We start from the raw sequence: 14,319 nt of genomic DNA on the forward strand, positions 1-14,319 counted from the left end.
CCCAAAACGGACGACAGTCGATGATGACCTTGCGCACCCGATCCGGCATCGCCCTCCTTGCCACGCTCTGGCTGAGCGCCTACGCCCACGCCGACAGCGGACTCCGCCTCACGACCCGCCCGGCTGATGACGGGTTCCCGGGCAAGTTACGCGTTTCCGCGCTGGACAGCACTTACCCCTTCTCGAACGACCGTTGGAGCAGCTTCACAATTGGTCGCACAACGGACATCAACCTCGTCCAGCCGACGCTGCGCGCGGACTGGTACCCCTTCGGCAGCGGCCTGCGCACCTCGGCCGGCATGCTCTGGGCGGACCCAGGCATCTCGGGCAACACCACTGCCAACTGGCGCAACGAAACCTTTCTCGGTCTGGGCTGGACAGCCTCGGCCAGCAGCTCGAGCACGGGCAGCGGCTGGCAGCTGAACGCTGATGTCGGCGCCAGCCGTGGCCTGTTCAGCGATTGCGGCCGCTACGGCAAATGCGCCAGCCAGAGCGGCGCCGGCCTGCGACCGGGCGGCAGCGGCGAAGGTATCCGCTGGAATCCCTATATCAGCATCGGCGCCAGCCTCTTCTACTGATCAGACATGGCAGCCCGACCGGCGATTCTCCTGGGCCTTTGCCTGCTCTTTGCCCTGCACGCAGCGGACGCCGCCACAACCAGTACGAAAAAGAAAAACCGCAAACCGACACCTGCCACCAAAGTAGCGCCCGCTGCGCCGCCCAAGAAACTGATCAGCAGCCTGAACCAGCTACCCGCAGACAAGCGCGCCGACCTGCAGGCAAGCAGTGAGTCGCCCCCGGCAGATGCCCCGGGCTTACTGGACGACGGCTGTAGTCGCACACGTGGCCGCATTACGCCTTGCCTTGGTATCGGCGAGCAAACGAAACGCAGCGACGTCCTGTTCCGTTTCGAGCTCTCCCGTAGCGTCCCCGGCGCCCCCAAAAGCGCCCTTTTCGGTGCCTGCACCAAGACGGGTAGCGATGCCTGCGACACCAATGCCGACCTGCAGAGTGACCAGGAAAAACTGGCCGACATGCTTAACCGTGGCAAGCGTGCCCCGCAAGCCAACGTGGGTATTGAACTGAAGTTCTGAGCCACGCACCGAAGTCTCCGTTCGCCGCCTGCAACCGCCCGCGAAGCCACAAGTCCTCACACCCAGATTCTTCTGCACTGCGAATAGCCTGTTCCCGGTAACTCGTGCGATTATTGCGCGCTGTTATTCCGAAAATATCGCCTTTAGGCCATTTTCGATGGACTGATAACGGTCACATCGTTGCGGACAGCATAAAAACAAGGTTTCAATGGAGGAGAGTCAGATGTCCCATTCCGTTCCGTCCCGTCTCAACGGGGCAGTATCCCTTGCTGGCTTGGCGCTGGCCCTGTCGGCTTGCACCGTCAACCTCAATGTCCCGCCGGCCGTAGCATCGGCAAATGTCGTCACGTCGCCTGCACCTGCCCCGACCACCCCGGTGGCAACAGCAACCCCTGTCAAACCTGTGGCGACACCGGCTGCTACAGCGCCGGCCTCAGCAAACGGCGCAAGCACGTCCCTGACAGCGACAACCTGGAGCGAGCAGTTCTCGGCGCGAGACAGCACGTTCTTCCTGACCCCCGCCTACGCCGCCATCCCGACCGACAGCAGCAAACCTCTCTATGCCACACCCTCTCCCGGAAGCCTGCGTGTGGCCGATGGCGCGCTTACGCTCTCCAACGCCCGGTTCACGGTTGGCGCTCTGGGCTCCACACCTACCTCGTCAGCAACCCCCGGCGGCGTATTCAACATGGTCGGCAAGACCTGTGCTCTGACGCTCAACGTTCGCAGCGTGTCCGGCACAGGCAATTTCTACGTATATGTCGACAACAACACGACCTCGCAGGACAACTCCCCCCATGGCAAGGTGTCTCGCGTCGTCAACGTTGGTGCGAGCTCGCTGACCGAGGGCCAGAACATCTTCAAATGGTCCATCCCCAAGGCTAGCTTCACGGGGGAGTCCTTCATGCAGATCCGTGCCGACTCCGCCTCAACTGTCGTCATCGACAGCGCCAACCTCAGCTGCGTCTGAGTTCCGACTGCTGATTTGCGCCTGACCTGCCGCGCACCCCGGTCGGGGTGCGCCCTTTCATTTGCCGACTGCCCCATATCCATGCCGCTTCGCGCCCTCAACGTTATCGCTGTCAGCGTCCTGCTGGCCTTTGCCCACAACGCCCACGCCCTGCCTGCCTTTCCGGGCGCAGAAGGCTTCGGTGCCGCCACCCCCGGTGGTCGTGGCGGCCAGGTGTTTACAGTCACGACGCTGGAAGACAGTGGCGAAGGCAGTCTGCGCGCGGCTATCGAGGCGAACGGCCCACGCATGGTGGTGTTCGCCGTCAGCGGCACCATTGCGCTGCGCTCGCCCCTGACCATCAGGAATCCCAACATCACCATCGCCGGGCAGACCGCACCGGGGGGCGGCATCACCTTGCGCGACCACTCCCTTCGCATTGATGCGCAGGACGTGGTAATCCGCTACATCCGATCGCGTCTGGGCAGCACCACCAAATCTGAAGACGATGCGATCAGCATCCGCGACGGCGCACGCAATGTGATCCTCGACCACGTCACCGCAACCTGGTCCACCGACGAAGCGCTGTCCCCCTCCGGTGATATCCAGAACGTCACCATCCAGTGGTGCCTGATCGCCGAGAGCCTCAACAAGAGCGTGCATCTGAAGGGCGCGCATGGCTACGGTAGCCTGCTGCGCGCCACCGGCGGCGTCTCGCTCCATCACAACGTGTGGGCCTTCCACCGTGGCCGCAATCCGCGCTTCGGTGACAACTACGGTCGCAACAGCGAACCGGCGATCTACGACTTCCGCAACAACATCGTTGCCTCCTGGGGCGACTATGCCTCGGGCACCAACGACGGCAGCATGCGTATCAACTACGTCGACAACATCATCCGCCCGGCCGCCTTCAGCTCGACGGTCGAACCAATTGTGATGACGGACAAGGGCAGCGAAGATACGAAGCTCTACATCGCGGGAAACCTCGTACCGGGCAACGCAGCCTGGACGGGGGACAACAACAAGCTCGCAGCCTGGGGAGCTCCGCCGAAAACCCTGTCGACTGCCCCAGGCAAGTTCCTGTTGATGTCCGAACCCTTTGCGACTCCGCGCGTCACCACCTGGCCCACGAGCGAACTGATGGAGCGCGTGCTGGACAAGGTCGGCGCCAGTTTCCCCCTGCGCGACAGCGTCGATGCCCGCATCGTCAAACAAGTGGCCGACAACACTGGCAAACTCATCGACTCACAGGACGACGTTGGTGGCTGGCCTGTCCTGCCCTCGCCGCCGGCTCCAGTCGACAGCGACGGCGACGGCATTCCCGACACCTGGGAACGGGCCAACGGCTTGAACCCCAGGGACGGCAAGGATGGCGCCCTCCCGGGCAAGGATCAAAGCGGCTACACCAACCTCGAGATCTACCTCAACGCCTTGCTGCAAGCGGCTGAAGCGCCGAAAACCGGTCGCCCGAAGAGGCCCGCCAACTAGGCTGTATGCGGCTGGCAGAGCTGCCGGGGGTGCTACAATCCGGCACTCCTTCCAGCAGCCCTGTCTCGTGAGCATCCAGCCGACTGCCGATGACGTCCGCAAGAAAGTCCTGGTCGTCATGTACTCGCAGACCGGGCAGCTGTCGCGCATCGTCGAGCGCATGCTCGAAGCCCTGCGCGACGATCCGCGCATAGCGCTGCAAGTCGAAACGCTGCATCCCGCGACACCGTTCCCGTTCCCGTGGTCGCTGCGCCGTTTTTTCGACACCTTCCCTGAATCTGCCCTGCTCAAGCCCGCGCCCATCGCACCGCTTGCGCTGACGGGTGACGAGCGCTTCGACCTCATCATCCTGCCCTGGCAAGTCTGGTTCCTCGCTCCCAGCCAGCCCATGACAGCCTTCCTGCAGCACCCGGCGGCGCAGCGCGTGCTGCGTGACACACCGGTCGTCAGCGTCATCGCCTGCCGCAACATGTGGATCATGGCGCATGAGAAGTTCAAGGGACTACTGGCTGCCGCTGGGGCACGCCTCATCGACAACGTCGTCTTCACTGACCGCGCGCCGACACTCGCCACCCTGCTGACCACGCCGCTATGGATGCTGACCGGCCGCCGCGATGTGCTGCGCAGCCTGCCACCGGCCGGCATCAGCGATGCTGATATCGCAGATGCCGCGCGCTTCGGCCCGGTCCTGCGTGACGCCTTGGCAAGCAACCTCGAACGCGGCACGGCCCCCTTGCTGACTGGGCTGGCCGCCGTCGAAGTCAATCCGCATCTGATGACCAGCGAGAAAGCCGGTACGCGCAGCTTCTTCCTGTGGGGCAAACTGCTTCACACCGCCGGCCCGGCCGGATCGCCGCAGCGCATGCCGCTCTTGGTACTCTATGCGGTCTTTCTGGTGGCGTTGATCATCACCGTCGTCCCCGTCAGCCTGTTGCTGCAGCGCGCACTGCGTCCGCTGTTGGCCAAGCGGCTGGCGCGTATCAAGGAACACTACGAACAACCTTCCGGCTCCGGCACGGAACGGCTTTCCCGACATGAGCGTTGAAGTTTTCATCACCCGCACCGCAGCAGCCCTGCCCAACGAGCCCGTCGATAACGAGTCCATCGAGACCGTACTGGGCATGGTGGGCGGCAAGCCCTCGCGCGCGCGCAGGCTGATCCTGCGCAGTAATGGCATCCAGACGCGCTACTACGCACTGGACCGCAATACCGGCAAGCAGAATATGAGCAACGCGCAGCTCACCGCGCAGGCCATCCGCGCGCTCGGCGACGACATCTCGCATGTCGAATGTCTTGCCACCGGCACCGCCATGCCCGACCAGATGATGCCCAACCATGCCGTCATGGTGCATGGAGAGCTCGGCTGGCCACGCCTCGAAGCCGTCTCCTTCGCCGGCATCTGCCTGGCTGGCACTGCTGCACTCAAGCACGCCTGGCTGGACGTGAAGAGCGGCGAGGCAAAACGTGCCATCGCCACGGGCTCCGAAGTGGCCTCGCCCGGCCTGCGTGGCGAATTCTTCGATGCCGAAACCGATCACCAGATCCGCGCACTGGAAGCCGAGCCACAGATAGCGTTCGAGAAGGACTTCCTGCGCTGGATGCTGTCCGATGGCGCCGGCGCCGTGCTGCTCGAAAACCAGCCGCGCGCGCCACTGAGCCTGCGTATCGACTGGATCGACCTCTCGTCTGCCGCGCACGAACTGCCGCCCTGCATGTACGTGGGCGCCGACAAGGATGCCGATGGCACCTTTCGCGGTTGGCTCAGCTACAGCGCACAGGAATGGGCTGACAAGTCGATCTTCTCGATCAAGCAGGACGTCAAGCTGCTCAATGAACACATCGTGCGCGCCACGCTCAAGGAGCCGCTGCTGGCCGTCATCGCCAAGCGCGACCTCAAGGCCGACAAGATCGACTGGTTCCTTCCGCACCTCTCGTCGCTGTACTTCGCAGAGCCCGTCGAACAGGCGCTGCGTGACATCGGTTTGCCGATTCCGCGCGAGCGCTGGTTCACCAACCTCACGCGTTACGGCAACACCGGCTCGGCCTCGCCCTACATCATGCTCGACGAACTCTTCCGCTCCGGCCGCATCCAGCGTGGCCAGCGCATCCTCATGTTCGTGCCCGAGAGCGGCCGCTTCTCCAGCGGTTTCGTGATGCTCACAGCCGTCTGAGATGCGTATCGATGAGGTACCGCAGGACGACAACCCCAGCCTCGGCGGTTATCGCCGCGCCGTTTATGCGCGCGATGCGGATGGCCGCATGGTGCTCGCCGCCAGCACGGGCTGGGAGGTCGAAGAGATCACCAACCAGGACGCCGTCGAGCAGCTCAATGCCCTGGCCAACGAAACCCGTACGCGTGTTGAAGCTGGTCTGACATCACCACTGGAATACTGGATGCACGTACGACGCATGGATCTCACCCTGCTCGCTCAGAACGCCGGCCTGTGGCGCTGGCGCGTGCGTCGCCACTTCAAGCCGCAACGCTTCGCCGCCCTGTCGCCAGCCATGCTCGAACGCTACGCCAGCGCACTGAACATTCCCGTCGCACAACTGGTGCGCCTGCCATGAGCGCTCCTGCTCCGCAACAAACATTCCAGCATAGCCACGCTGCGCATTGCGAGAGCGGCGTCATCGGCAGCCTGTTGCGCCACCATGGCGCGAATGCCAGCGAGCCCATGGTGTTCGGCCTCTCTGCCGCACTGGCTTTTGCTTACCTGCCCTTCATCAAGGTAGGCGGCCTGCCGCTCGTGTCGTACCGCATGCCGCCGCGCGCCATCATCAAGGGCATCCGCCAGGCTTTCGCCATCCGCTTCCGTTTCGAGACTTTCCGCTCGGTCGAAGCTGGACAAGCACGCCTGGATGATCTGCTTGCGCAGGGCACCATCGTCGGCCTGCAGACCTCGGTGTTCTGGCTGCCCTACTTCCCGCAGGACATGCGTTTCCACTTCAACGCACACAACCTGCTCGTGTACGGCAAGGAGGGTGACGAGTACCTGATCTCTGACCCCATCGGCGATGTGCCCGTGCGCTGCGCGACAGCCGACCTCAACCGCGCGCGCTTCGCGAAGGGTGCATTGGCCCCAAAAGGCCTGCTTTACTACCCCGACAACACGCCACGCGCACAGGCCGATTGGCCCGCCGTGCAACGTGCGCTCAAGAAAACCTGCCGCGGCATGCTCGCCCCCTTCCCCCTCGTCGGCGTGCGCGGCATGCGACTGCTGGCGGGGCGCTTCGCAAAACTGGATGCCCAACACAGCAACACCGGGCACTTCATCGGCAACGTCATTCGCATGCAGGAAGAGATCGGCACCGGCGGCGGTGGCTTCCGCTTCCTGTATGCCGCCTTTCTGCAGGAAGCCGCGCAGTTCGCACCTGCCGAGAAGCGCACAGCCCTGGAAAACATGGCCGAACGCATGCTCGCCATCGGCGATGACTGGCGTGCCTTCGCACTCGCCGCAGCACGCATGCTGCGCGGCCGTGACGCCATGAACCCGCAGCACATGGCCGATCTGCTGCGCGCGCAGGCCGACAGGGAAGAAGCCTTCTTCCGCGATCTGCGAAAGCTCGCCGCCTGATGCTGGAACTGCGCGACCTCGCCCACCTCTACGCAGGCAGCCAGCGTGCTGCGCTCGATGGCGTCTCGCTCACCGCACGGCGTGGCGAAGTGCTGGGCCTGCTGGGTCCTAACGGCGCTGGCAAAACCACACTGATCTCGCACCTCGCCGGTCTGCTGCCGATCCAGCGAGGACAGATCCTCGTCGACGGTGCGGCACTCGATACCGCACGCCGGCAGCGCCCCACGCGCATTGCCATCGCACCACAGGAGTACGCTTTCTACCCCAGCCTCAGCGTACGCGAGAACCTCGAATGCTTCGCCGGCGTCTGTGGTCTGCGTGGCAGCAAGCGCGATGAACGTATCGCCAACTGCCTCGCCTTCGCCCAGCTCGAACGCTTCAGCGACAAGCGTGCCAGCCAGCTCTCCGGTGGTCTCAAGCGTCGCCTCAACCTCGCCATCGCCTTGCTGCCGGAACCCGAGCTGGTGCTTTTCGACGAGCCCACGGTCGGCGTTGACCCGCAATCGCGCGCTTTCATCATCGATGCAGTGAAGAGCCTCGCACGCAACGGCACGGCCGTGATCTACACGACGCATTACATGGAAGAAATCGAGGCCATAGCGGATCAGGTGGTGATCATGGATCACGGCAAGGTGCTGCGCGCCGGCACGCTCAGCGAGCTGATATCGCAAGGCGCGCCGCGTCTGCGTCTGCTGATCGGCAAGGACAGCGCAACAAGGCTCGCGAGCCAGCTTGAGGCAATGGGCGAATGCCATGCGGAAGGCGAATGCCTGGTCATCAGCCTCGCTGCCGGCACGACGCCCGAGCTGGCCATCAACCGTGTCGCCGCCAGCGGTGCGACGATCCGCGAGATCGACTACGGCCACTACAACCTTGAACATCTGTTCATGGCACTCACCCAACGCTCGTTGCGAGACGACTGACGATGCGCGCCACCATTCTCCTCGCCCTCGTTCGCAAGGAATTGCTGGCCCTTGGCCGCGACATGCACGCGCTGGTGTCACTGTTCCTGATGCCCGTGCTGTTCATCATCATCATGTCGCTGGCGCTCAAGGACGTGTACAGCCCCAAGATCGGCAACCTGCCCTATGCCATCGACCAGCAGGATCAGGGCGAGCTCGGCAGCGCCTTCACGCAGCGCTGGACGAAAGTGCGCGGCACACCGCAAGCCTCACCCGCCACACGCGATGCGGCCATAGAACAGCTTCGCCAGGGCAAGCTGCGCTATCTCATCGTCATCGAGAGGGGCTTCTCGGAAGATCTCGCTTCACCACAGACACCCAAGGCCGTGCGCGCACGCGTGATCGCCGACCCGGCACTCGAATACAGCATCTTCCGTGGCACAGAGGCCGAGCTTGCTGCGATGGTCGGTGAGTTGCGCGCCGAAGCACTGCAAGAGCGCTTCACCGGCATCAGCCGAGAAGGTGGTCAATCGATCCGTCTGCTGGTTGCAGCCGAACGACTGGCCTTCGGTGGTCGCCCCACGGCAGTCCAGCAAAACGTGCCGGCCTGGCTGGTCTTCGGCATGTTCTTCGTGCTCAGCGCCATCGCCAGCCTGCTGGTGCAGGAGCACGACAACGGCACCCTGTCACGCCTCATCAGCCTCGGCGTCTCACCACTTACCCAACTTGCGGCCAAGGGACTGCCCTACCTTGGCGTCAATGCGCTGCAAGCCGCGCTGATGCTGGCGGTAGGTGTATGGGCAATGCCGCTGTTCGGCAGCGACGGTTTGTCACTCGCCGGCATCAACTGGCTCGCGCTCATCGTCATGATCACTGCGATCAGTCTCGCAGCCATCGGCATGGCCTTGGCCCTCGCCAGCCTCATGAAGACCCACGCGCAAGCCAGCACCATCGGCCCTGTCGTCAACGTGCTGCTGGCCGCCATTGGCGGCGTCATGGTGCCGCGCTTCATCATGCCGCCCTTCATGCAGGACATCGCCGCGCTGTCGCCCATGAACTGGGCGCTGGAAGGCCTGCTCGCCGTGATACTGCGTCACGCCAGCGTCGCCGAGATCGGCGGCGACATTCTGCGCCTCGCTCTCTTCGGAGTTGTCATGCTGGCGCTGGCGACCTTCCTCTTCTCGCGACGGACTCGCGCATGATCGACGAACTGACTTCCCTGCGCGAAGCCCTGCGCGTGCTGGTGCTGGACGCCAGCGAAAAGAGCGAACCCGAAGGTGGCCTCGCGCCCGATGAGATCCTCTTCAGCAGCGAGTCGCGCCTGCAGCTCGATTCACTCGACGCACTGCAGATCTCGATGGCGATCCAGAAACGTTTCGGTATCCGCATCACCGACAGCAAGGAAACGCGCCGCGCGCTCGCCACGCTGCAGGATATGGCCGAGTATCTGCACACCAAAGGCGCACGTGTGCCATGAGCACCACCATGCGGCCGGTCTGGCTCGCCGGGCGCGGTCTCTCGTGCCCACTCGGTGCCTCACTTGCTGAAAGCCTCGCCCGCCTGACGCAGCCGGCGCTGAGGACCCTGGTCGATTGCGGCGACCTCGGCACGCTCCCTCTGTTCAGCCTCAGCAACAACACCGCGCAGGACGCCGAGCAATGGCATCTGCAGACGCGCGTACAGATACGGCAGGTAGCGGCCGAAGCAGGGCTGACGAACAAGCCAGACGCACCGCTCTTCATCGCCAGCTCGTCGATCAACATCGGCGCACTAGAGTTGGGCTCTCGCTGGCAACGCGACAGCGCCTTCGCGGAGCTCGAAGAGCTTGCCAAAGCACTCGACTGGCAAGGGCCGCTGTACTGGATCAACACCGCCTGCACGAGTGCACTCAATGCAGTGCTTGCCGCCCGTAGCCTGATTGCCAATGGCCTGCATGACGACGTGATGGTGCTGGGCCTGGAGCTACCCAATCGTTTCACGACGCGCGGCTTTGCCGCCATGCAGCTGCTGTCGCCAACCCGGCCACAACCACTGGGGGCTGCGCGCGATGGCCTCGTCCTCGGCGAAGCCATTGCGGCCCTTCATCTATCCAGCGCCCCGGCCCGCTGGCAGATCGGACCCGGTGCGCATATCGTCGACGGCGCCGACTCGACGGGAGCCAGCGTAGACGCCATCGTGCGCTGCTGGCAGGACGCTCTCGGCACGCCGGTCGAATCCGTCGACCTCATCAAGCTTCAGGCATCAGGCAGCCCGATGAACGACCAGAAAGAGGTCGACGCCGTCACCAGACTGGGGCTGAAGCCCACGCCGGAGCTCACCAGCCTCAAGGCCCTGCTGGGCCACAGTCTGGGCGCATCGGGTGCGGCGGAGCTCGCCCTGCTCAGCGCATGCCTCGAAGCCGGCACCTGCTCCGCGCCAGACTACCCACTGGACACAACACTCCCTTTGACGCTGACGACTGCCCCGGCAGCCAGTGTGCGCAGGGCACTGCTGAGCATCATCGGCTTTGGTGGCAGCCATGCGGCAGTGCGGCTCGAAGACGCGGACGTCACAACCCCGTCTCCACCTATCCCGACACGCACTTACAAAGTGATTGGTCGCCAGACCGACGCACAGTCAGCAGACTGGCAGAACGAGCTCTACACGATGCTGGGCAGCCGCCCGCGACGCCTGGGCAGCTGGGTTGAGCTCGGTCTGTGGGGCGCGCTACGCTGCATGCGTCAGGCAGGGGTTCCTGAGCCCGGCGACGACCTGATCATCCGCATCTCGTCACTGGATGGCCCGCGTCAGGCCATAGAAAAAGCCTTGTCGGAGAGCCTGGATAGCGGCACACCCATGCCTTTCAGTTTCCTGCAGAGCCAGCCTTCACAGTTGCTGGCACGGCTGGCTGCGGCGCTGCACTGGCAAGGGGATGCCCGCATCGTCACTCAGCGCGACCCGATTGCGTTGATCCGGCTGGCCCTCTGCGAACAGGCTACGTGCGGCGGGGACATCCTCCTGGGCTGGCTGGACGAAGCCACGCCCACACTGCCGGCGCGCAGCCAATGGCTGTTTCTACGCAGCGATGCTGCGGCCCTGACATCAGAGGCACCCGCCGGTATTGATGGCGACGTGATGCTGGCCCACGCATTCCGCCTTGACGAGGGGGTGCTGCGCTGGTGGTGATCAGACGACGCGCAGCGCGGGTGGCTGGCGAAAGTCTTCGGCACGCACGTGCATGCCGGTCTGCATCACGCGGCTGAACACGTCGAAGGTCACCGGCGGACAGAAGAAATAACCCTGCGCGGTGCGACAGCCTTCGCGCACAAGGAAGTCAACCTGGGCGCGCGCCTCGGCACCTTCAGCCACTACATCCAGCTTGAGACTCTTGCCCATCTGGATGATGGCCCGCACGATGGCAGCGTCATCAGGATCCTCCGCAATGTCGCGCACGAAGCTCTGGTCGATCTTGAGACGATCCACGGCGAAACGCTTGAGGTAGGACAGCGAGGAGTAGCCCGTGCCGAAATCGTCGATCGACAGCCGCACGCCCAACGCCTTGAGGTTCTGCATGGTCTCCAGCGCGCTTTCGGCATGCTGCATGATCAGGGACTCGGTGATTTCCAGCTCCAGCAACGCCGCGGGCAGTCCCGTATCGCGCAGCACCTCGCGCACAGTCGCGACGATGTCATCGCGGCGGAACTGCAGGGGAGAAATGTTCACCGCCACACCCACGTTCTGATGGCCCGCCAGTTGCCAGGCGCGCGCATGCAGACAAGCCTGCCGCAGAACCCAGCGGCCGATGGGCACTATGAGGCCGGACTCTTCCGCAATCGGAATGAAGCGGCCTGGCGGCACAAAGCCCAGCGTGTCGGACTGCCACCGGATCAGCGCCTCGGCACCCACGATCTCGCCACTCGTGAGATCAACCTGCGGCTGGTAGTGCAGCAACAGCTCGCCGCGATCGAGCGCCAGACGCAAATGGTTTTCGATCTGCAGCCGCTCCAGCGCATTGGCATTCATCTGCTCGGTGAAGAAGCGGTAGGTATTCCGGCCGCTCTCTTTGGCGTGATACATCGCCGTATCGGCGTTCTTCATCAGCACGTCGGCGCTGCGGCCATCGTCCGGATAGACCGCGATGCCGATCGAGAACGAGGTGCCGAGCGTGTGACCTTCGAGGTCGAAAGGCTCAGCCAGCTTGCGCAGGATCTTTTCCGCAATGCGCGCGGGCACCTCGGCATCCAGCAGGTCAGAGAGAACGATAAGGAACTCATCGCCGCCCTGCCGGCAGACTGTGTCGGTATCACGCACGCAGAAGCTCAACCGCTCGGCCACCGCGCGCAGCAGGCGGTCGCCGGCGATATGCCCCAGCGAATCGTTGATGGTCTTGAAACGATCGAGATCGAGGAACAGCAGCGCGACTTTCTGCTCGCTGCGCTCGGCACGCGCGAGGGCTTGTTCAAGGCGATCCTGAAACAAGGTGCGGTTGGGCAAGGCAGTCAATGGATCGTGGTGGGCCAGGAACGCGATACGCGCCTCGCTGGCCTTGCGCTCGGTGATGTCAGAGAACACGGCCACGAAATTGGTCAGCGTACCGGCGCGATCGCGCACCGCGCTGATCGACTGCCAGCCGGGGAACTCCGTCCCGTCGTAACGGGAAATCATTGACTCACCCTGCCACGAACCATTGCGCTCCGTGCTGTTCCACACCAGCTGGATCTGACTGGCATCGAAACGGCTTGCCGACAACATCTGCGGCATCTGTCCGACGGCCTCACTGGCCTCAAAGCCGGTGAGCTCACAGAAGGCGCGATTGACCGAAAGGATGCGGCGCTGCGCATCGGTAATCATGATGGCCTCGACGCTGTTGTCGAACACAGTCGCCGCCAGGCGCAGCTCTTCTTCGGCACGACGCTGGGCCGAGATGTCGCTCATGGTGAACACGACCGGGTGCAGGCCGGTGCGATCATCACGCGCCAAAGGCTCGGCACGCGCCACGAACCACACCCGAGAAGCGTCCCGCCGCTCTACACCGACCACCGCAGAGGTCGAGCGCCCGGTGCGCATCGCGCGTGCACCAGGCAGCTCGTCGATGGGACATGGCGAGCCATCCTCATGGAAGTAGCGCAGACCCATGGGGTCGAACAGAGGCGGAAAGGTTTCGTCCGGCGCCAGACCATAAGTGCGCCGTGCCGCGGCATTGGCAATGATCACCTGACCGGACGCATCGCGCATCACGACGCCCTCACGCATTGCGGAAAGAATCAGACGCATCCGCCCTTCGCTCTCGCGCAACTCGGCCGCCGCCTGTTTGCGCGCCGTGATGTCCTCGATAACCTCGACGAACTGACTGGAGCCCTGACGACGCGTGCGCACCAGCGACAGCGTCAGGTTTACCCACACGATCTCGCCGTTGGCGCGGCGCAAGCGCTTCTCCATCGAAACGCTTTTCTCTTCGCCCAGCACCAGCTGATCCAGCAGGCTCTCATTCGGCTCGATGTCGTCCGGATAGGTGATCTCGCGAAAGTCCCGACGCAGCAACTCGGCCTCGGTGTAACCGACGATCTCGCAATAACGCAGATTGACGCGCAGCAGTCGTCCGTTGATTGCACACAAGGCCATACCCACAGCGGCCTGCTCGAATGCACTGCGCAGGCGCGCCTCGCTGTCTTCCAGCGCAGCTTCCGAAGCACCGTGCGCGCTGATGTCGATGAATATTCCGCGCATGGTCGTGACATGTCCACGATCACCCGAGACCAGCGTGCGCAGATCGCGTACGAAGACCTCGCTGCCATCAGCATGCAGCATGCGGTATTCACATTCGTGCGAGCCGCTCATCATGGAGCGCTCGAGCAGGAAGTTGGTTGCGATGCCTACGTCTTCAGGATGCAGGCGTGAGCGCCAGAACCCGGGGCACTTCCAGTCCGCAATGCTGAAGCCGAGCAAGCGCGCCCCCGGCGCGGAAACATAGGTGAAGGAATCGGTGCGTGCCTCGTACTCCCAGGCAACGACGTTGGTGCCCTCAATCAGGAGCCGGTAACGCTGCTCCGACAGCTCCAATGCTTCGGCGCGTGAGCGCATGCCACGCAGCTGACGTCGATAGGCCAGTGCGGCAACCAGCAGCACGATAGCTGCGACAAACGAAGTCAGGCCGACCACACCGGGTGACAAGGCGGCGTCCTCTGAGGATTGGGCCACAGCTTCAGGACAGCACGGCACGGCCAGCGCAACCGCGGTTACGGATGCGCGCAGCAGTGCCAGACCGGGAAACCGTTTACTCACTCACGCCCCCTTCGTGCATTGTCATCGCCACAACGATGCCAGAGTCATCA

At 63.8% G+C, this 14,319-nt stretch carries 13 protein-coding genes; 12 read left to right on the top strand and 1 reads right to left on the bottom strand.

The window, feature by feature from the left end:
• The first annotated feature begins 20 nt into the window (after positions 1 to 20).
• From ABEA02_RS17005 to ABEA02_RS17060, 12 genes are all read left to right on the top strand, one after another.
• A complete protein-coding gene (locus tag ABEA02_RS17005) occupies positions 21 to 578 on the top strand; it encodes a hypothetical protein (protein ID WP_345534294.1) in 558 nt (185 codons plus the stop codon).
• 6 nt (positions 579 to 584) lie between these two features.
• Positions 585 to 1,094 (top strand): hypothetical protein, encoded by a 510-nt coding sequence (locus ABEA02_RS17010; RefSeq protein WP_345534295.1) that lies wholly within the window; start codon positions 585 to 587, stop codon positions 1,092 to 1,094.
• A gap of 223 nt (positions 1,095 to 1,317) precedes the next feature.
• Positions 1,318 to 2,064 carry a hypothetical protein gene (locus ABEA02_RS17015; RefSeq protein ID WP_345534296.1) on the top strand — a complete coding sequence of 249 codons (747 nt, stop codon included), beginning with the start codon at positions 1,318 to 1,320 and terminating at the stop codon, positions 2,062 to 2,064.
• Positions 2,065 to 2,145: 81 nt separating this feature from the next.
• Positions 2,146 to 3,531, top strand: coding sequence for a pectate lyase family protein (locus ABEA02_RS17020; RefSeq protein WP_345534297.1), 1,386 nt, complete (start codon positions 2,146 to 2,148; stop codon positions 3,529 to 3,531).
• 67 nt (positions 3,532 to 3,598) lie between these two features.
• Positions 3,599 to 4,576 carry a dialkylrecorsinol condensing enzyme gene (locus ABEA02_RS17025; RefSeq protein ID WP_345534298.1) on the top strand — a complete coding sequence of 326 codons (978 nt, stop codon included), beginning with the start codon at positions 3,599 to 3,601 and terminating at the stop codon, positions 4,574 to 4,576.
• Positions 4,566 to 5,702 (top strand): beta-ketoacyl-ACP synthase III, encoded by a 1,137-nt coding sequence (locus tag ABEA02_RS17030; RefSeq protein ID WP_345534299.1) that lies wholly within the window; start codon positions 4,566 to 4,568, stop codon positions 5,700 to 5,702. The genes ABEA02_RS17025 and ABEA02_RS17030 overlap by 11 nt, the downstream gene beginning before the upstream one ends.
• A 1-nt stretch (position 5,703) precedes the next feature.
• Positions 5,704 to 6,099, top strand: a complete 396-nt coding sequence (locus ABEA02_RS17035; RefSeq protein WP_345534300.1) for a DarG family dialkylresorcinol biosynthesis protein — start codon at positions 5,704 to 5,706, stop codon at positions 6,097 to 6,099.
• Entirely contained in the window at positions 6,096 to 7,106 is a 1,011-nt protein-coding gene (darH, locus tag ABEA02_RS17040) for a BtrH-related acyltransferase DarH (RefSeq protein ID WP_345534301.1), read from the top strand. The genes ABEA02_RS17035 and darH overlap by 4 nt, the downstream gene beginning before the upstream one ends.
• Positions 7,106 to 8,029: an ABC transporter ATP-binding protein gene (locus ABEA02_RS17045; RefSeq protein WP_345534302.1), complete on the top strand. Its 924-nt coding sequence runs from the start codon at positions 7,106 to 7,108 to the stop codon at positions 8,027 to 8,029. Before darH ends, ABEA02_RS17045 begins: the two co-directional genes overlap by 1 nt.
• A 2-nt stretch (positions 8,030 to 8,031) precedes the next feature.
• Positions 8,032 to 9,210: an ABC transporter permease gene (locus ABEA02_RS17050; protein WP_345534303.1), complete on the top strand. Its 1,179-nt coding sequence runs from the start codon at positions 8,032 to 8,034 to the stop codon at positions 9,208 to 9,210.
• On the top strand, positions 9,207 to 9,485 hold the full coding sequence (locus ABEA02_RS17055; protein WP_345534304.1) for an acyl carrier protein: 279 nt from the start codon (positions 9,207 to 9,209) through the stop codon (positions 9,483 to 9,485). The genes ABEA02_RS17050 and ABEA02_RS17055 overlap by 4 nt, the downstream gene beginning before the upstream one ends.
• Entirely contained in the window at positions 9,482 to 11,173 is a 1,692-nt protein-coding gene (locus ABEA02_RS17060; RefSeq protein WP_345534305.1) for a beta-ketoacyl synthase N-terminal-like domain-containing protein, read from the top strand. Before ABEA02_RS17055 ends, ABEA02_RS17060 begins: the two co-directional genes overlap by 4 nt.
• Here the strand turns inward: ABEA02_RS17060 and ABEA02_RS17065 are convergent, their stop codons facing one another.
• The gene (locus ABEA02_RS17065; protein ID WP_345534306.1) at positions 11,174 to 14,269 is read right to left on the bottom strand and encodes an EAL domain-containing protein; all 3,096 of its coding nucleotides are present in this window, start codon (positions 14,267 to 14,269) and stop codon (positions 11,174 to 11,176) included.
• Positions 14,270 to 14,319: the final 50 nt, after the last annotated feature.

Source organism: Viridibacterium curvum, from assembly GCF_039544165.1.
In the GTDB taxonomy this organism is placed as follows: domain Bacteria; phylum Pseudomonadota; class Gammaproteobacteria; order Burkholderiales; family Rhodocyclaceae; genus Viridibacterium; species Viridibacterium curvum.